This window comes from Promicromonospora sp. NPDC023987 (assembly GCF_040639055.1).
In the GTDB taxonomy this organism is placed as follows: Bacteria; Actinomycetota; Actinomycetes; order Actinomycetales; family Cellulomonadaceae; genus Promicromonospora.
The window spans coordinates 104115-123327 of sequence record NZ_JBEZZF010000002.1 but is presented as its reverse complement, the minus strand read 5'-3'; the positions used below and the strand labels follow the sequence as shown (position 1 = coordinate 123327).

Here is a 19213-nt window from a genome sequence, read left to right as displayed (position 1 = left end):
CCGACACGTGCGCGATAATGGTCGGCCGGTTGATTGCGACCGCGGCATTTTCGCTGGTGAACCACGGAGGTATGGCGTGACGGGAATCGCGGGCGAGCTCGCCCACGAGCAGGCAGTCGTCGACACGATGTACGTCCGGTTGGACACCCTCCGGGGCACCACCGCGAACCGCCTGCGGGACGTCCGCCTGGCGGGTTCCACCGGGACGCACCAGAACCGCAGCGAGCGAGACGCGTTCGCGACGCTCTACGAGGACCGGGCCGCGCAGCTCGACGCCGTCGAGGACCGGCTGGTCTTCGGCCGCCTCGACCTCTCGGACGGCGCCACCCGGTACGTCGGGCGCATCGGGCTGACCGACACCGAGCACCGTTCGATGCTGACCGACTGGCGCGCCCCTGCGGCCGAGGCGTTCTACCGGGCCACGGCGCTGCACCCGGGCGACGTGCGACGGCGTCGGCACCTGGTGACGAAGGGCCGCTCGGTGACCGGCCTCGAGGACGAGGTGCTGGACCTCGACAGCGAGATCGATCCCGAGGCGCTCTCCGGCGAGGGGGCGTTGCTCGCCGCGATGGCCCAGGGCCGCACCGGCCGGATGACGGACATCGTCGCGACCATCCAGGCCGAGCAGGACCGCATCATCCGTTCCGACCTGTCCGGCGCGCTCGTCGTCCAGGGCGGCCCGGGCACCGGCAAGACGGCGGTGGCGCTGCACCGCGCCGCCTACCTCCTGTACGCGCACCGGCGGCTGCTGGAACGCTCCGGCGTGCTCGTCGTCGGCCCGTCCAGCGCGTTCCTGCGCTACATCGACCAGGTGCTCCCCTCGCTGGGCGAGACCGGCGTGGTGTCCACCACGGTCGGCGACCTCATCCCCGGCATCCGCGCGACCGCCGTCGACGAGGGGCAGGTGGCCCGGCTCAAGGGACTGCTCCTGTGGCGCAAGATCATCCGCCGGGCGGTGCGCGCAAGGGAGCGGGTGCCCGAGCGGGAGGTCGCGGTGCGGGTCGAGGGGCACGACTTCGTGATCCGACCACGGGACATCGGCGACGCGATCGCCCGCGCCCGCCGCACCCACAAGCCGCACAACCTCGCACGGGGCGCGTTCGTGCGCGACATGCTGGACCGCCTCACCGACCAGTACCGCGACTTCACGGACGCGCCGCTGTCGGGCGAGGACCGCGCGTCGGTGTTCGAGGACCTCCGCTCGGACCGCGACGTCCGCGTGGCGCTGAACATCGCGTGGCTCCCCATCACGCCCGAGAAGCTGGTCACCGACCTGTACACCAAGCCGCACCGGCTGGCCGAGGCCGCGCCGGAGCTCACCGCGCGCGAGCGCCGCCTCCTGCAGCGGGACGCCGGAGCGCCGTGGACCGAGTCCGACGTGCCGATCCTCGACGAGGCGTACGAGCTGCTCGGGGAGGACGACTCCGTGGCCCTGGCCGAGGCCCGACACCGCGAGGCCGAGCAGGCACGCGAGGTCGAGTACGCCCGGAGCGTGCTGTCCGCGACCGGCGCGGGCGACGGCCTGGTCGACGCCGAGACGCTCGCCTCCCGCTTCACGGCGACAGGCCCGTCCCTGACGACTGCCGAGCGCGCCGCGGGCGACCGCGCCTGGACCTACGGCCACGTGGTGGTCGACGAGGCGCAGGAGCTGTCCCCCATGGCCTGGCGGTCGCTGGTGCGGCGGGTACCGACCCGGTCGATGACCATCGTCGGCGACGTCGCCCAGACTTCCTCGGCAGCTGGTGCGCGCAACTGGGACCGCATGCTCACTCCCCTGCTGCGCGACGGGTGGCGGCTGTCCGAGCTCACCGTCTCCTACCGGACGCCGTCCACCGTCGCCGACACCGCCCAGCGGGTCGCGCGTTTCGCCGGGCTGCCCGTCTCGGAGCTCCGCGCGGCGCGCGACGTCGAGGACTCCCTCGTCGCGGTACGCACCTCCCCCGGCGCGGACGGCCTGCCGGACGTCGACGCTGTGCTCGCCGAGGCGCTCGGCCTCGTCAAGGAGCTCGTGGGGCCCGACGCGGGCCGGGTCGCCGTCGTGGTGCCGGGCGCCGGGGTCGGACGGCTGGCCGAGGCCGTCGCGGATGCTCTGCCCGGGGCCGTCGGGGCCGCTGAGGCCGCCCGGCTCTCGGCGCAGCGCCCGGAGGACGCCCAGTTCACCGTGCTCGCACCGCGCCAGACCAAGGGGCTGGAGTTCGACGCCGTCGTGCTGGTGGAGCCGGCGGCGATCGCCGAGGGCGCCGGCGGGACCAGCGACCTCTACGTGGCGATGACTCGTCCGACGCAGCGCCTCGTCGTCGTGCACGCCCGAGACCTCCCGGAAGGCTTCTGAGACCACGGCGCGTCCCAGCAGGCGGGACGTGACTGTTGCTTCCTGCGGCCCTGGCGCACCATGGGCTCGTGCAGCGAGCCCTTCTCCTCGAGAACGTCCACCCCACCTCCGTCCCGATCCTGGAATCTGCCGGGTACGAGGTCGACTACCGCAAGGGCGCCCTTGACGAGGACGAGCTGATCGCCGCCCTCGACGGCGTCCAGCTGCTGGGTATCCGATCCAAGTCCGAGGTGACGGCGCGCGTGCTCTCCGAGGCGACGAGCCTCGTCGGCGTCGGCGCCTTCAGCATCGGCACCAACCAGATCAACCTGACCGCCGCGGCCAACCGGGGCGTCGCCGTGTTCAACGCGCCGTTCTCCAATACCCGGTCCGTGGTGGAGCTGGCCATCGCCGAGATCATCTCGCTCACCCGCCGGATGACGGAGCGTGACCGCTCCCTGCACTCGGGCGTGTGGGACAAGTCGGCCGAGGGCTCGCACGAGGTGCGTGGCCGCACGCTCGGCATCGTCGGCTACGGAAACATCGGCTCGCAGCTCTCCGTGCTCGCCGAGAACCTCGGCCTGTCCGTCATCTTCTACGACACCGCGGAGAAGCTGGCGCTCGGTAACGCACGTCGCGTCGAGACGCTCGACGAGCTGCTCGAGACGGCGGACATCGTGACGCTGCACGTCGACGGGCGCTCCGGGAACGCCGGCCTGTTCGGGGCCAAGCAGTTCGCCCGCATGAAGCAGGACGCGATCTTCCTCAACCTGTGCCGCGGGTTCGTGGTCGATGTCGACTCGCTGGCCGAGCACATCACGTCGGGGCACCTCTCGGGGGCCGCCGTCGACGTCTTCCCGGCGGAGCCCAAGAAGCGCGGCGACGCCTTCGAGTCGGTCCTGCGCGGTCTGCCCAACGTGATCCTCACGCCCCACGTGGGCGGCTCCACCGAGGAGGCGCAGGAGTCGATCGGCGGGTTCGTCGCGAAGAAGCTGCGCGACTACGTGACCGCGGGCTCGACCACGCTGAGCGTCAACCTGCCGAACCTCCAGCTCGAGCCGACGGGCGTGGGCCGCATCGCGCTGCTGCACCGCAACGTGCCGGGCGTGCTGGCCACGGTGAACCAGATCTTCGCCGACCACGGCGCCAACATCGAGGGCCAGATGCTCGCCACGCGTGGTGACATCGGCTACGTGGTCACGGACATCTCGGACGTGACCGAGCGGGGCGCCTCGGCGAAGCTCCAGGCGCTGGACGCGACGATCCGACTCCGCATCCGTGACGCCTTCGACCGCCCGGAGTTCCCCCCGGGCCCGGCCGCCCGCTGACGCCCCGTTGAGTGCGTGATATTTGCGCCGCTGACCGGGTCAGCGGCGCAAATATCACGCACTCAACGGGTTGTTCAGGTGAGGGTGGACGGCGGGATCTTGTACGACGCGAACGCCTTCGTCACCTGGGCCTCGTCTAGGCCGTAGCGCTCCAGCGTGTACGCGTGGGGGCGGTGGCCGGTCCGGTCGAGCGATGCTGCGAGGTTGGCGTCGTCGGTCTCGCCCCAGGTGAGGTCCAGGCGGTCGAAGACCCCGTGCATGACCGCCTTCGGGTCGGCGAGCAGGTCGTCGTAGACGACGTCGATCACCGCGTCGCCGGGGAGCTCCTCCCGCAGCTTGATCGCGCGCTCCACCCCACCGGCGGAGATGTCCAGCCACTCCTTGCCGATCCGGTCCAGGTCGATGCGGCCCGGCTTGATGTACATCATGTGCGTCGCCTCGGCCATCGAGCAGCCGGAGGCGACGGCGGCCGCGGGAGCGCGATGCGTCCAGACGAACCGCGCGTCCGGGAAGGCCCGCAGGATCTCGGGCATCCGCCACAGGTCCATCGGGTGCTTGAGGACCCAGTGCGCCGGGGCCTCGCCGGCCGCCATGACCTGGAGGGCGGCACGGAGGAACCGGAAGTCGTCGGTGAGGTCCGCGCTCGCCACGTAGTCCAGGTAGCGCGGTGCGGGTCCCCACGTGGCGTACATCTCGGTGTGGGCCCGCAGCATGAAGTCCTCCTCCTCGCCGTCGGCGATCAGGGGGTGGAGGTGCGCCCAGCCGGGGCTGACCTTGCCGACCACCGCGTACCGCTTGCGCGCCGCGGCGATCAGCTTCTCGCGCTCCGCCGCGGGGCGCGGGAGGCCGAGGTTGTTCATCTCCCACAGCTTCGGGCCCCGGTTGCCGGGGCTGCGTGCGATCAGGTTGTAGGTCAGCGTGGTCCCCGTGCGGGGCAGCCCCACGACGAACACGGGAGCCGTCACCGGCTCGTCCCGCACCTCGGGGTGGTTCGCCTGGATGTCGTGGACGGCGGCCCGGTTGCGCAGCCGGTCGCGGATCTGGTCCTGGGTGCTCATCCAGCCGAGACCGCTCAGGTCCGGGTTGCCTGCGTGGTCGGCGAGGAGCAGGCGCAGGCCGTCGACCTCGGCCAGGTCGTCGGCGCCGAGCGGCACCCGGCCCCGCTGCACCTCCTCGAGCAGGCGGTCGAAGACGGCGTCGGGATCCTTGCGGGTGCGCATACCCGGGGCGAGCAGCACGTTGAGGAGTCGGAGCAGCGGTGTGGCCTGGGGCATGCCGCACATCCTGCCGAGACCGCCGCCCGGCGACAAGCGACCCGGCACTGCCGACCCGGATCGTGACCCAACTGGTGGCGCCTCCTGAGCATTCGTCCGTTAGCATCCCGAGCGAGGGCTTGCCCCCGGCGTCACATGACCCGGCCCAGGGCGCCGACGAGAGGGGAACCGTGATCGCACGACCGCCGTCGGAACCGCTGGTGCGGCTGCGCGACGCGACCGACCGCACGCTTCTCGTGGAGACCACCACGGCAGCCGACGCGAACACCGTGTACGAGCGGCTGCGCGAGCGCTGGGGCTCCGTCGCCCCGGTCGACCTGGAGCCAGACGTACCTGCGTGGCTGGTCCTCGGCCACAACGAGGCGGTCGGCGTGCTGCGGGACGACCGCACCTTCATCAAGGACCCGTCGATCTGGCACGGGCACGCCGAGGACCTGCTCGGACCGCAGTCGGCGCTCCATCTGATGCTCCCCCGCGCCCCGAAACCCACGCTCGCCGACGCCGATGGCGCCAAGCACGGTCGCATGCGGCCGCCCGTCGACGAAGCGCTGTCGCAGGTCGACGAGGCGCGCGCGGCGGCGATCACCCGCCGGCTGTGCGGGATGCTGATCGACCGGTTCGAGGACCGCGGTCGCGCCGACCTGGTCGCCGAGTACGCGGCGGTCGTCCCGTTCCTCGTGCTGTCCGAGCTGGACGGGCTCGAACCAGGACAGGCGCAGCGCCTGCAGGAGATCACCCGGGCGATCTTCGAGTCCGGCGCCGCGGCCCGGGAGCGGACCGTCGAGCTGCTGGAGATCGTCACCGGGCACATCGCCCACAGCAGGAAGCTCGGCACCCAGGACATCGCCGGGGTCCTGGCCGTGCACGACAACTTCGAGAGCGACCTGGAACGGGCTCAGACGCTCACCGCCATCACCCTCGCTGCCAACGAGTCGCTGCTGGCCTGGGTGGCACAGACCCTCGCACTGGTGCTGAGCGACCCGCGGTTCTCGAACCGGGTCTCCGGCGGTCGGCTGCACATCGACGACGCGCTCGACGAGGTGCTGTGGCGCTCGACGACCAACCCCAACCTCATGCCGCGGTTCGCCACGCGCGAGGTGACGATCGGCGACAAGCTGATCGAGCGCGGGGCGGCGGTCGTCGTCGGGGTGCACGCGGCCAACCACGACCCGCTGGTCCAGTCCGCCGACCCGTGGGACACCGTGGGCAACCGCGCCTACCTGTCGTTCGGCGCGGGCCCGCACCGCTGCCCCGCGCCGCGACTCGGGCGGGTCATCGCGCGGATCGCGGTCGCGGAGCTGCTGCAGCGCCTGCAGGTGACGCTCGTCGGCGACCCCGACAAGGTCGAGTGGGCGACCAGCCCCTGGATGCGCTTCCCCGCTCGGCTGCCGGTGACCTTCCCGTCCCCGCTCAGCCAGCCCTCGCCCGGAGCCTGGCCACCGGACTCGCCCGAGCTCGCACGGTAGGCCTCTGGGGCGACCTGCCGGTGGTGGGTGACCGGGCCGTCAGGCCGCCCGGACCGCGGCGAGCGCGTCCGCGATCACGGCGTCGACGGTCTGGTTGTCGTCGATGACGGCACCCGCCTCGTCCGGCTCCAGGGGTTCCAGGGTGTCGAGCTGGGACTGCAGGAGCGACGGCGGCATGAAGTGGGTCCGGCGCTTCATCCGGTCGAGCAGGACGTCGAACGTCGAGTCGAGATGCACGAAGAACAGACCGGCGTGGCCCTCGCGCAGCCAGTCGCGGTACGGCCGGCGCAGCGCCGAGCAGGCGGTGACGGAGAGCTCGCCTGCCGCGTCGATCCGTGCGATCTCGCCGGCCAGCGCCCGCAGCCACGGGCGCCGGTCGTCGTCGTCGAGGGGAGTCCCTGCCGACATCTTCTCGATGTTCGCGGGCGGGTGGAACGTGTCGCCCTCGACGAACACGCCGCCGATCGCCTCCGCGAGCGCGCGGCCGACGGTGGTCTTGCCCGTCGCGGTGACGCCCATGACGACGAGGTGGCGCGGCCGGCTCATCCGGTCACGAGCCAGAGCAGCGCGGCGATCAGGAAGATGGCGACGCCCAGCGTCGTCTCCAGCACGGTCCAGGTCTTGAGCGTCGTCTTGACGTCCATGCCGAAGAACCTGCTCACGAGCCAGAACCCGGAGTCGTTGACGTGGGACAGCACGGTCGCACCCGCGGCCACGGCGAACACCAGGAGCGTGATCTTCACGTCGCTGAGGCCCTCGGCCGCCACCTGCGCCGAGATCAGCCCGGCCGTCGTCGTCAGGGCGACGGTCGCCGAGCCCTGCGCGACCCGGAGCACCGTCGCGATGAAGAACGCCTGCAGGAGGATCGGGATGCCCAGGCCGGACAGCGACTCGGTGAGCGCCGAGCCGATGCCGCTGGCCCGGAGCACCCCGCCGAACATCCCGCCGGCACCGGTGATGAGGATGATCGAGCAGATCGGTCCGAGCGAGTCGTCCAGGATGCTGGTCGCCTGTGCCATCGAGAACCGGCCGCGCGACAGGGCGGCGAGCGCGACGAGCACGGTGAGGAGCAGGGCGATGGGCGTCTGCCCGATCAGCGTCAGGGTGTTGGCCCAGACCGCGTCCTCGGCGATGGTGCCGGCTGTGATCAGGGTGCTGACGACGGTGTTGAGCGAGATCAGCACCAGGGGCAGGAGCAGGATGAGCAGCACGGTGCCGAACCGGGGCGGGGCCTGGGTGGCGGTGGCTGTCGACCCGCCGCCGTCCGTACCACCCTCCGCGCCGTCGTCGCGGCCGCCGTTCATCCGGCCGAACACGGCGTCGGGGACGTCGACGCGGTACCGGGCGCCCAGGTAGCGGGCCACGTAGTGGACGCCGAGGAACCAGGCGCCGATCGCTACGGGAACGCCCAGGAGGAGCGTGAGGCCGATGTTCCCGCCCAGCAGGTCCGCGGCCGCCACGGGCCCGGGGTGCGGCGGCACCACGGCGTGCATGACCGCGAAGGCTCCGGCCGTGGGCAGCCCGTAGCGCAGGATGCCGCCACCGAACCGTCGCGCGACGGTGAAGATGATCGGCAGGAACACCACCAGGCCGGCGTCGAAGAAGATCGGGAAGCCGAAGATGAGAGCGGCGACACCGAGGGCGAGCGGCGCGTGCTTCTCACCGAACCGCGCGATGAGCGTGTCGGCCAGGACCTGCGCGCCACCAGTGGTCTCCAGCAGCCTGCCGACCATGACGCCGAATCCCACGAGCAGCGCCACCGAGCCCAGCGTCCCGCTGAACCCGCTCAGCAGCGCATCGGGGATGTCCGCGACGGGGATCCCGGCGGCGACCGCGGTGAGCAGGCTGACCAGCACGAGCGCGACGAACGCATGGAGCTTGAGCCGGATGATCAGGAACAGGAGCAGAGCTACCGCCGCCGCTGCGATCAGGAGCAAGGTGCCTGCCCCGTAGACCGGCTCTATCTCGGTCATCGCCGCCTCCTCGCGGTCATTCCTCGGTGCTGCATGATCGTCCCGACAGTAGCAGGGCAGATCGCGCCGGCAAGGCAGCGCTACGGAGTGTCTCGCCAGGTCGCTGCCGTGTGCGGTGGGGACCCCACGGGGTCAGCCGGCCGGCGCCATGGCCTCCGCACGCCCCTCGGCGCGAGCCCGCTCGAGCAGGCGGTCGAGCCGGGCCCTGCGCACGCGGAGTGCCCGGCGCGCCGCCCATGCGACGAGCGCCAGGGCGAGCAGCACCAGGAGGTGCGGCAGCGGCAGGGCCCACACGGTGTCGGCGAGAGTGACGTCGGCGGGCACTGGCACGTCCGGACCGCCCTCCACCACGGCGGCGCTGACGACGGCCTCGACGTCGAACGGCCCCACGGGCCACACGCCCGGCACCGTCACGGTCACCTCGCGGCGGCCGCCGGGCAGCACCTCGGCCGGCTCGCCGGCGGCCGCGACCGCGCCCGGACCGCCGAACGCGCTCTCCGCGCTCCCCCGCGACGCCGCGCGCAGCGCGACCGTCCCGTCGTTGACGACGGCGTACCGCACCACGACCGCGCCGGGTTCGAGCAGGCCTTGACCCTGGGTGAAGGACATGTCGAGCAGCTCGGCGTCCATCGAGGCGACCGCCTCTCCAGGGCTGCGCAGGTTCACACGGACCCCCACCCGCGACTCCACCTGCAGCTCATCGCCCGACAGCACCGAGGCGGCGACGCCTGCCGGATGGTCACCGGGTACGGCGTCGGCGGGCGCCGTGACGCCGAAGGACACCACCTCTGTCTCGCCCGGCCCGACGACCACCTCGGAGGGCATCGTGATCCACGTTCCGCCGTCGGTGGGCGGGACCGACGACGGCCGCATGTCGAAGCTGCCCCGCTCGGTCAGGTACCCGTCGTTCGCCGACAGCGCGAACGTCACCTCGTCCGCCGAGTGGTTGCTCACGGCCACATGCTCGGTCGCCCGCTCGCCGGGCTCGAGCTCCAGCTCGACGATGCGACGCCCATCCGGGCCGGACGCGTCCGCAGGCACGACCGACCAGGTGATGCGGTCGTCGTCGGCCGTGTGCGCCGGTGCGGACGCCGCCGCGGACGCGGGCGCCGTCACCACCAGCGCCATGGTGACCAGTGCGACGGCGCCCCTGGCCACGGTGTGGATGTACATCGACGACCCTCCGGAGAACTTGGTTGAGTGCTGGATATCTGTGCGCGTCGGAGCCGATCGAGAGCAGATATCCAGCACTCAACGAGGTGGTTGGTCAGCCCTCGAAGAGGGAGAGCGTCAGGACCGAGGAGTACTCGCCGTGCGGCACGTCAGCCGGCGTGCGCAGGGTCAGGTCCGCGGTCACGTCCCACGGACCCGCCTCGGAGCCCGCGGCCCAGGTGGACAGGAGGAGCTCCTGGCCTTCGAGACCGACGGCGGCACCGCCCGAGCCGTCCGGGAGCACGCTGGACACCGGCTCGCCCGCGGCGACGTCTCCCGACGGCGACGGCGTCAGCAGGCGCGGTGCCCAGCCGAGGTACTCGGGGCCGATCGGCTCGCGCCCCTCGGCGGTGAACTCGCTCGCCTGACCGACGACCGCCCAGTACGAGCCCTCCGGCACGTCCTCGGCATCACGGGTGTCGGCGACAGTGACCGTGGGCAGGCTGCCCACGAACTGGCGGGCCTCTGCGTCGGAGCCCTCCTCCGCGAGGACGACGCCGTCGTTCGGGGCCACCGACATGCTCAGGGCGCCCGGGGTGTTGTCCTCGATGGTCACGGACAGACCGACACCGGTGTCGTCGCCCTCCGCGGCCATGGCCGTGGTCGCTAGACCACCGACCGTCGCGACTGCCAGGGTCGCCGCTGCCGCTGCGATCCGTCGGGTGGTGTGGCGGTTCATCATGGTGCCTCTTTCTCTTCGTGGTTCGTGATCAGGCGCAGGACAGTGCGGCGACGGTGAGGTCGTGCCGGACGGTGACCTCGGAGCCGTCGACCGTGCCCGTGGCGCTCACCGACGCGGTGCCCTCCGGCACCGCGGCGACGCGGGTCGCGAACGACTGGTACGCACTGTCGCCCGGCTCCACGCCGGTCACCTCGCGTGAGCCGTGCTCGGTGGTCAGCACGACGTCCACGGGGACGTCCGCCCCGTTGACCGCCCGGACGGCGACATGGACGGTGCCCGCCACACAACGGGCGGACGCCTCTGCTGTGATGGGCAGCTCTGCCTCGGCCGCGGGCAGGGTCAGCGACCGGCGCTCCTCCGGGTTGCCCGCTGAGTCGGTGGCCGCGAACTCGATGACCTGCTCAGCGTCCGTCAGCGTCCGGGTGAACGGCCCGGTGTAGGTGCCCCAGAACGTCCCAGGACCCTCCCACTGGATCCGGTCGACGCCGGACCCGTCGCCGTCGGTGGCCTCCAGCGTGATCTCGACGCTCGAGCCGAGGTTCTCGACGCTCGAGGTGGTCACCGGCGCGGTGGTGTCCACGCGCAGCTCCCGCTCCGCCTCGCCGACATTGCCCGCCGCGTCCGTCGCCACGACGCGCACGCTGTGCGTGCCGTCGCCGTCCAGGATGATCGGCCCCGTGTACGGGACAGGCTCGGCTCCGTCGACAGCCACCTCGACCCGTGGGTCCGGGTCCCGGTTGTCGCTCGCCCGCACCGTGACGGTGACCGGCCGCAGGTACCAGCCCGACGGCGCCGCCGCCGGGTCTGCGGTCAGGGTGACCTGCGGCGCCGTCGTGTCCTGCGCCGTGTCCGGCTCGAGCACGAACACCACGGCCTCGGCCGGCACGTCGGTTCCCTCGACCGCGCCGTCGACGAAGAACATGCCGCCGGCCTCGGCGTAGTCGCCCGCGTCGACGTCGGCCCAGGTGACGGGGATCCGGCTGTCGCGCGTCCCGTCCTCGTACTCGGCGGTCACGGCCGGCGGGAGCACGGGCGCGGTGCCCGCGAGGGTGACCACCGCGACGTTGTCAACCGCGACGACCGGCCCGGGATCGCCGTCGCGCACGTACACGGTGCCGCCGAGCGGCTCCACCAGGTCGGGCGACGTCCCGGTGACGGCGAACGATCCGGGCTCCGCGACGTCGTCGGCCGTGACGTCCGCCCAGGTCACCGGGACCCGCACGACCCGGCCGTCCTCGTAGACGGCGTCGAGCTGCGTCGGCAGCTCTGGCAGCACGCCCACCTGTGTCGGCACGTGCACCGGTGTGTGGTCGATCGGACCGAACGGGTCCTCCGGCTCGGGCTCGACGACGCCCCCGGTCCCCCAGACCTCCCACTCGGACACCCCGACCGCCGAGTGGGTCTCGTCCGGACCGCCCGCGAGCGCCTGGAACGTGGCCCGCAGCCGGGTGGTCGTCACGGGCTCGAAGGTGGTCTCGTTCAGCCCCAGGCGGTCCGTGGGAAAGCCGCTCGGCGCGGGCAGGTCAGCGAATGTCTCGGCGTCCTGGTCCCAGTACTGGATCGTCCAGGAGGTGGGGACGCGCACGTTGTCGCCGTTCGCCTCCGTCCCGTCGGACCAGAACCGTACGGTCGACCGGTCGATCCGGACGGGCGCCTCCCACGTGTACTCGAGCCACTGGCTGGCCGGGCGTGGGTCCTCGCCCCAGGTCGCCCAGGTGTCCTCGTGGGAGCCGCCGGTGCTCACGCCTTCGCCGTCGTTCACGGCGGCGACGCGGTTCCACGAGGCGGTGTAGCTGGCGCTCGGCGTGGCGAGGGGTGCGACGTTGGCCGGCTCCGCCGCGGTGGTCCCGGCGGCCGTCGCCGGAGCGGACGGCGCCGCCACGGCGGAGGTCAGGCTCGTCAGCGCGAGGACGAGCGCGCCGACGACGGCGGTCACGCGGCGCCCGGCGACTCTGTGTGGTGTGGTCATGCCATCCTCGCCTTGCCCGCGGTGAGCAGGACGCGCTGGGCGTCGCGCCGGCTGATCAGGCCCTGGTCGGTGAACTGTTCGGTGACGCCCTGCACCTGGGCGAGGAACTCGCCCCGGGTGGCGAACCCGCCGTCGGCCCATACGGCGTCGAGCAGCGTGGTGCCGTCGGGGCGGGCGGCGTTCGCCACCCCGCTGTCCAGGCCCGCGAACACGACGCGTGGCTCCGTGCGGCGCACGTACATGTGGTACGTCGTGTGGTCGCCGGACCACGCGGGTTCGAGGACGCGGTCCCCGAGCCGGAAGTAGCCGTCGCCGGTCGCCTCGAAGGCGCTGTCGAGGGTGCCGTCGAGGCCCATGTGGTTGTAGAGGGAGATGTCGAGGTAGCTCGTGGTGGGGTCCCGTACGAGCAGGACGGTGGGGCCCCACTCGATGCTCTGGACCGCCGGGTCGTCGACGGTCGGCACGGCCCGGACGCTGAACGGCATGTCGACGTCGACCACGTCACCGGACGCCCAGGTGCGGGCGATGCTCACGTAGGTGCCCGGGACGGCGTCCAGGTCCTGGACCGCGCCGTTGACCTGGACGGTGAACCCCTTGCGCACCCAGCCGGGCACGCGCAGGCGCAGGTCGAGCTCGCCCGACCCCTCGAACGTGAGGCGGGTCGAGCCGGCCTTCGGGTACTCCGTCTCCTGGACCACGCGCAGCCCGCGCTCGGGCCAGTCCAGCGTCGAGGCGAGGTAGAGGTTGACGTGCAGCGCCGTGCCGTCGGCGGACCGCAGGTACACCGTGTCCGCGTACTTGACGTGGTTCTCCAGCCCGGTACCGCCGCAGCAGGTGCCCGTGTTGCCGTACTCCCTGCGGGTGCCGGGGTTCACGCCGTACATGTAGGTGACGTCGGGGCTGGTGTCGGACTGCGTGTTCCGCTTGGAGCCCACGATGTGGTTGAGCAGGCCGCGCTCGTAGTACTCCAGGTACGTGGGTTCGAGCGTGTGCAGGTACAGCAGGCGGGACAGCTTGAGCATGTTGTAGGTGCCGCACGTCTCGGCGTTCCGGGCGCCGATGTCGCCGGCGACGGTGTCGGGCGGCCCAAACAGCTCGCCCTCCCCGTGCCCGCCGTGGGCGTAGGTCCGGCCAGGTACGACCATGCCCCAGAACCCGGTGACGGCGTCGAGGTACCGCTGCTCCCCCGTCTGCTCGTAGGCCTTGAGGTAGCCGGGGAACTGCGGGATGTGCTGGTTCGCGTGCTTGCCGTTCAGGGTGTCGGTGCCCTCTGCGCAGGCGTCGACCAGCGGGGTCAGGTCGAACTTGCCGGCGGTGGCGACGTACTTGTCCTCGCCCGTGATCGCCGCGAGGTCGCAGAGCACCTCGTTCATGCCCCCGTACTCGCCGGCGATGTAGATGCCCCACATCCGCGTCAGCTGGTCGGCGGGCAGCGGGTCGAGCCGGCTGGCGACCCAGTCCGCCATCGGCGTCAGGATCTCCAGGGCCTGGTCGCTGTCGGCGACCTGGTAGGCGTCCCGCAGGCCCGCCATGATCTTGTGGCAGGTGTAGTAGGGCGCCCAGATCTCGCCGTACGGCGCGTACTTCTCGAGCTGGCTGAACTGCCACTCGCCGTACGCGGCGAGGAAGCCGGGGTGGGTGAACCGGCCCGTCTCCGCGAGCGCCGCCTGGACCTCGCCCAGCCCGGCGACGACCTCGTCCACCTTGTCCTTGAACACCTGCTCGCCGGTGGACGCCCACGCGAGCGCGAGGGCGGACAGGAAGTGCCCGCCGTAGTGCCCGCGCAGGAGGTTGGCGGTCTGGACGTTGGCCCGGCCCGGGTAGTCGTCCGGGCCCCAGGGCTCCTCGTTCTCGTGGCCGAAGCCCTCCCAGCCGCCGGGCGGGTTGGCGCCCCGCGTGTCGAGTCCCGCGTTGCGCCGGAAGACCGCGAGGACCCGGTCCACCGGGTACACCCGAAGCAGGTGCAGAAGCTGGTCCTGGGACCGGGTGGCGACGCTCGGCGCGAGGGTGACGTCGGCGAGCGGGAACGGTGTCGCGAGCCAGCGGTCCGAGACCGGGGAGCGGTCGAGGAGGCGCAGGTACCGGCGTGGTAGCCGGGCAGCGGCCGCCGCCGCCACGGGCGGCGAGGCCGAGGCCACCCCGCCGGCGAGGCCGAGGGCGGCTGCGCCCCCGGCGAGGCCGGCTGCGCCGATCCGGAGCAGCGACCGGCGGGAGACGCCGGGTGTCTCTGGTGCACTGTGCATGCTGGTCCCTTCCGTCAGCCGCACGTGAGTGCGGGGTACTCGACGCTGGTCTCGGAGGTGCGGCCGGCGCCGTCGTCCGCTGTCACGGTCGCGGTTCCCGCCTCGACCGAGCCGGCGCGGACGGCGAACGACTGGTAGGCCGCGGCACCGGGCTCGACGCCGGACGTCTCCTTGGTGCCGAACGCCGTGGCGAGCGTGATGTCCAGCGGGCCGTCCTCGTCGTTGACCGCCCGGACCGCGAGCGTCACGCGGCCGGCCAGGCACCGCGGTTCCGCGGTCGCGGTGACCACCGGCCCGGCGTCGGGGTCGCCGAGCACGGTGAGCGTGAGGGTGGTCTGCGTGGTCCCCGCCTCGCTCACGTAGTCGGGCAGGACGAGCTGGCCGGTGACGACGTGCACCCCCGGCTCCTGGACCACGGCCTCGTCGAAGTCCCACACGACGCCGATCGCCTGGTTGTCGCGCGACCCGTCGTTGTACGACACGGCCACCCGGGTGGGCAGGTGCGGCAGCTCCCCCACCTGGACCTCCTGCTCGAACTTCTCCGCGCCCTGGATGGCGATGCCGTCCTGCGCGGTCTCCGGCCGCACGTACACCTGCGCCTCGGCGATCAGGCCGTACTCGGCGTTGGTGCCATGGACCACGAACGGCTCGACGTTGGTCTCGGCGACCATCGCCGGGGTGATCTCCTGCCAGGTGAACGGCAGAGCTCCGTGGCTGCCGCCCGAGTAGACGACGTCGAGCTGCGCGGGCAGCTCAGGCACGACGCCCGTCGTGGTGCGCATGACCACCGGGCTGGCGACCGTGTCCACCGTGTCGCCGTTCACCCGCCAGCGCAGGACGCCGGTCCCCGCCCCGCCGGCCTGCACGCCCCAGATTCTGATCCGCAGCGCGCTCGCCTCCACCGGCTCGAAGGCGAGGTGGTTGTAGTCGTTCCGGGCGAGCGCGTCCCCGTACGTGGACCCGTCCTTGAGCGTGACGGGGTCCCAGGTCTCGCCGTCGGTCGTGTACTCGACGGCGTACGTGTCGGCGCGCGGGGTCCTGGTACCGCCGGTGTCGTCGTACCAGAAGATGTCGGTCGAGCTGACCTGGACCGGCGCGTCCCACGCGTACCGGATCCAGGCCGCCTGCTCCTGGCTGGTGCCGTTCTGGGCCTGGCCCCAGGTGCCCCAGCCGTTGCCCGCTCCGGGGCTCGAGCTCGCCGGCGTCGATTCAGCGTTGACCTCCTGCGGGTTCTCCCACGGCGAGGCGCCGCTCGTCGTGATCGTGGCGATCCGCCCGAACTCGGCGGTCGTCTCGCGTTCCTCGAGCGTCACCGTGACGTCCCGGGTGGTGGTGTGCTCCCCGTCCGTCGCGCGGAAGCGGAACACGTACTCGCCGGGGGCTGTGCCGGTCACCCGGGTGCTGAGCGCGGCGTCGTCGGCGAAGATCACGCCGGCACCGTCGGGCGCCGAGACGGTCTCCCAGCCGTAGGTCAGCTCGCCGTCGTCCGGCAGACCGTCGTCGGTGGCGGTGGCCACGAGCATCGTGGACAGGTTGCCGTCCGCGCTGTCGTCGGACGTCGCGGTGACCGACGGCGGGTCGTTGACCACCGGAGGCACCGGCCGGCCGGAGTCGAACGCCTGGATCTCGGAGATCGCCGTCCAGCGGCCGGGCGCGTTCGTGAAGGCGACCCGGACGCGGTCGGTGGTGGTGGTCGGGAACAGTGCCTCGTTCAGCTTGGGCCCTGGGACCTTCGGCGCCTTGGCCTGCTCAGGGACGGCCGTCCAGCCACCCTGGCCGTCCGGAACCTGGATCGAGTAGCGCTGCGGCTGCGCGTACCCGCCCTCCTGCCGGTCGCTGACGAACCAGACCTTCACGTTGTCCAGCGCGACCGGCTCGCCGAGGTCGAGCTCCACGTAGCCGGTGTCGCCGTCGGTCCCGTGGTTGCCCCAGTAGGGCTCGTTCGCCGTCACGCCGTCGGTCACCGCGTCCAGCGACACGGGCCGTTCGGTGGCCGCGATCGCGCCCGGGGTGTGGTTCATCGAGCTGCTGGAGTAGCCGGGAGTGTGGAAGTTGCGCCACGGCGTCGGGCGGGCGCCGTCCTGGGTGGCGGACGAGCTGAGCGTCGCGCCCTCGGCGAGGTTCGTCGACTCCTCGGTGAGATCGATGCCCGCCGTCTTCAGGTACGACACGACACGCTCGTCCTCGATCGGGGTGTCGACCGCCGTCGGCAGGTCGGTGCCCTGGTCGGCGACGACGACGGCGCCGATGCCCGCGTCGGCCTCGACCACCTCGTTGGCGGCCGGGTCGTACACGAAGGCGCCGATCTTCTCGGCGGACGCCTTGCGCTCGCCGTCGACGAAGAGCGAGTAGCCGGCGCCGAGACCGTAGTGCGTGCCGTCCGGGTCCCAGACGACCGACACGTCGTGACCGTGGTAGCGCAGGTTGTTCACCATGAAGTGCTCGTAGCCGAGGTCGATCGGGGAGAGCTCGATCAAGTCGTCCGAGCGCGGCTGGAGACCGCCCATGTCCTCGACGAAGATGTAGCTCATGTTGCCGAGCATCACGTGGTTGGGGTTGTTGCGGTTGTAGGTCTTCGTCTCCGCGTCCCAGCCCGAGTAGTACTCGGCCTGGTTCGCCACGCGCGCGTCACCGTTCGGGTAGATGCTCCACGCCATCCAGTCGAGCAGCGTGGCCGCGTACTCCGGGGTGATGTACCGCTGCTCGGGGTCGTAGTGGCGCAGCGCCGAGCGCACGCCGCGGTACTGGACCGTGAAGTTGATGTTCGAGAAGTTGTTGGAACCACCGATGTCGAACTTCGCCCGGTCGTACTGGTTGGCCGTGTAGAACGGGAAGATCGGGAAGTTGTCGCCGTAGCGCAGGAACCGGAACCCGTCGACGTACTTCTCCCACTCATCCTCCGGGATGAGGTTCTGCGCGTAGACGTCGTAGAGGTTGGACTCCTTGGCCGGGATCAGGTCCCGCTCCGCCTCGGGCAGCGGGTTCGCGCTGCCGCCCGACGCCGCCGCGGACGTCGCCCCGTGCGACGTGCCCGCGAGGAACATCCGCGTCTCGTCGCTCCAGAGCCGGTCCAGCACCGCCTGCTGGATGCGGTCCGCCTCGGCCGCCGTGCCGGAGACCTTGGCGGGGTCCGCGCCGGCGATCTCGTAGAGCTTGCTGGCCGCGTCGAACGCGCCCCACACGTAGGCCGACTCGGGCCGCTCGATCGTGCGAGCCCCTGGAGCTCCGGCGTTCGCCTTCGGGTAGCCGAAGCTGATCGCGTCGGAGTCGTTGCCCGGCATGTAGTTCGTGTCGTAGGCGATCAGGCCGTCGTCGTTGCCGTCGTAGTGCTCGAGCTGGCCCACGCCGTCCTGCTCGAAGTAGTGGGCGAACCGCTCGGCGACGTCGGGGCCGCCACCGTGCACGTTGTACGCCTCCAGCCCCGCAGTGCCGAGGTACTGGGAGTAGTGGTTGTTCCAGCTCGTGTGCCCGGGGCTGTCGAGGAAGGCGGACGACCCGGACAGCTCACCGACGTTCAGGACCTGGCCGTACGCGAGGTACGGGTTGCGGATCCACTTGGTGTCCTGCAGATGCATCGGCTGCGTGAGCACCACCGAGTTCTGGTACAGGTGCACGCCCTCGATGGTGGTCGGGTACTGGTACACGTAGCCCGGCTCGTTCGCGTCCAGGCTGTTGTACCGCTCGCCCCACCAGCGGTAGACGATCGCCTTCTCGATGGCCGGGTCGGGCACGTCGACGTACGGGATGTCGGCAGCCCACCGCTCGTTGAAGGCGGTCACCCCGGCCCGGAACGCCGCGTCGGGCTCCATGGCCGCGTAGTCGCGCAGCTGACCCTCGCCGTCGGGCAGGGCGGCGGAGTACAGGGCGCCGACGACCGACAGGTCGACGGACCCGCCCGCCGGGACGGTGACCTCCCGGTCGAGCGAGGTGCCGCTGCGCGTGAAGCCCTCGGCCTTCAGGCCGACGGTGACGGTAGACCACGGCGTGTCGACCAGCCCGTTGTTCGCACCGCTGGTCAGGGTGCGCGTGCCGGTCAGCTCGTCGTCCGCGTCCCCGGCGGCGCGTGCGACCGGCGACGCGGCACGCACGGTGAAGGTGACGTCGCTGCTGCCCGGGTTGGTGAAGGTGACGGCGGACAGGGCGGTGTTGTCATGGGTGATGAGCTTGCGCAGGTCGGCGGTCACCCCGGTCGAGCCGATCGAGTACCGCGCCTTGGCGTGGCTGGGTGCGTTGAACCGGGCGTCGCCCTCCTCGCTGACGGTCTGCCCGGGCACGGTGATCGTGTAGAAGTCCCCGAGGTTGTTCGGCCCGCCGGCGAAGGCGTTGCCCGCGAAACCCATCGTGTTCCAGCTCGACCCACCGCGCAGGTAGAGCGTGCGGCCCCGGGTCTGGAGCACGGAGTTCCCCGTCGTCCCGCTCACGCCCAGCACGCGGTCGAGGTAGAAGTCGGCACCGCCCGCGGCGACGTCCGCGTCGAAGATCGACCGGTACATGCTGTCGGCGGTGTACGGGACACCGGGGTCGAGAGCGGCCTCGACCACGTCGAGGTTGCGGTACACCGGGTCTCCGATGTCCAGCGAGTCCGTGAGCCCGTCGGTGTAGACGCCGACGTCGCCCTCGTTCCCGGGCAGCACCTGCGACGCCGCGTGAGCAGCCGGTGGCAGCAACGCCACGCTCCCGCAGGCGACCATCGCAGCCACCGCGGTGGCTGCGACCGCGCCCCTTCGTGTTCGTGCCGACATCACATGTCCTCTC

Annotated in this window: 11 protein-coding genes; 3 read left to right on the top strand and 8 right to left on the bottom strand. The window is 71.8% G+C overall.

Annotated features, from left to right (window positions below):
* Positions 1 to 76: 76 nt before the first annotated feature.
* Complete coding sequence (locus tag AB0F40_RS01945; RefSeq protein ID WP_357463318.1) at positions 77 to 2332, top strand: AAA family ATPase; 2256 nt, start codon at positions 77 to 79, stop codon at positions 2330 to 2332.
* A 68-nt stretch (positions 2333 to 2400) separates the two neighbouring features.
* On the top strand, positions 2401 to 3639 hold the full coding sequence (serA, locus tag AB0F40_RS01940) for a phosphoglycerate dehydrogenase (protein WP_357463315.1): 1239 nt from the start codon (positions 2401 to 2403) through the stop codon (positions 3637 to 3639).
* A gap of 74 nt (positions 3640 to 3713) precedes the next feature.
* Here the strand turns inward: serA and AB0F40_RS01935 are convergent, their stop codons facing one another.
* On the bottom strand, positions 3714 to 4913 hold the full coding sequence (locus tag AB0F40_RS01935; RefSeq protein ID WP_357463312.1) for a sulfotransferase: 1200 nt from the start codon (positions 4911 to 4913) through the stop codon (positions 3714 to 3716).
* Between the two features lie 170 nt (positions 4914 to 5083).
* On the opposite strand from AB0F40_RS01935, the gene AB0F40_RS01930 reads away from it, so the two are divergent.
* Positions 5084 to 6379 (top strand): cytochrome P450, encoded by a 1296-nt coding sequence (locus tag AB0F40_RS01930; protein WP_357463309.1) that lies wholly within the window; start codon positions 5084 to 5086, stop codon positions 6377 to 6379.
* A 39-nt stretch (positions 6380 to 6418) separates the two neighbouring features.
* Here the strand turns inward: AB0F40_RS01930 and AB0F40_RS01925 are convergent, their stop codons facing one another.
* From AB0F40_RS01925 to AB0F40_RS01895, 7 genes are all read right to left on the bottom strand, one after another.
* Complete coding sequence (locus AB0F40_RS01925; protein WP_357463306.1) at positions 6419 to 6925, bottom strand: gluconokinase; 507 nt, start codon at positions 6923 to 6925, stop codon at positions 6419 to 6421.
* Complete coding sequence (locus AB0F40_RS01920) at positions 6922 to 8352, bottom strand: gluconate:H+ symporter (protein WP_357463303.1); 1431 nt, start codon at positions 8350 to 8352, stop codon at positions 6922 to 6924. Before AB0F40_RS01920 ends, AB0F40_RS01925 begins: the two co-directional genes overlap by 4 nt.
* Before the next feature lie 132 nt (positions 8353 to 8484).
* Positions 8485 to 9525, bottom strand: coding sequence for a DUF916 domain-containing protein (locus tag AB0F40_RS01915; RefSeq protein ID WP_357463300.1), 1041 nt, complete (start codon positions 9523 to 9525; stop codon positions 8485 to 8487).
* Between the two features lie 94 nt (positions 9526 to 9619).
* Positions 9620 to 10246, bottom strand: a complete 627-nt coding sequence (locus AB0F40_RS01910) for a hypothetical protein (RefSeq protein ID WP_357463297.1) — start codon at positions 10244 to 10246, stop codon at positions 9620 to 9622.
* A gap of 28 nt (positions 10247 to 10274) precedes the next feature.
* A complete protein-coding gene (locus tag AB0F40_RS01905) occupies positions 10275 to 12215 on the bottom strand; it encodes an Ig-like domain-containing protein (RefSeq protein ID WP_357463294.1) in 1941 nt (646 codons plus the stop codon).
* Positions 12212 to 14458 (bottom strand): beta-L-arabinofuranosidase domain-containing protein, encoded by a 2247-nt coding sequence (locus AB0F40_RS01900; protein WP_357463290.1) that lies wholly within the window; start codon positions 14456 to 14458, stop codon positions 12212 to 12214. The genes AB0F40_RS01905 and AB0F40_RS01900 overlap by 4 nt, the downstream gene beginning before the upstream one ends.
* A 14-nt stretch (positions 14459 to 14472) precedes the next feature.
* On the bottom strand, positions 14473 to 19200 hold the full coding sequence (locus tag AB0F40_RS01895) for an Ig-like domain-containing protein (RefSeq protein ID WP_357463288.1): 4728 nt from the start codon (positions 19198 to 19200) through the stop codon (positions 14473 to 14475).
* Between the last annotated feature and the right edge of the window lie 13 nt (positions 19201 to 19213).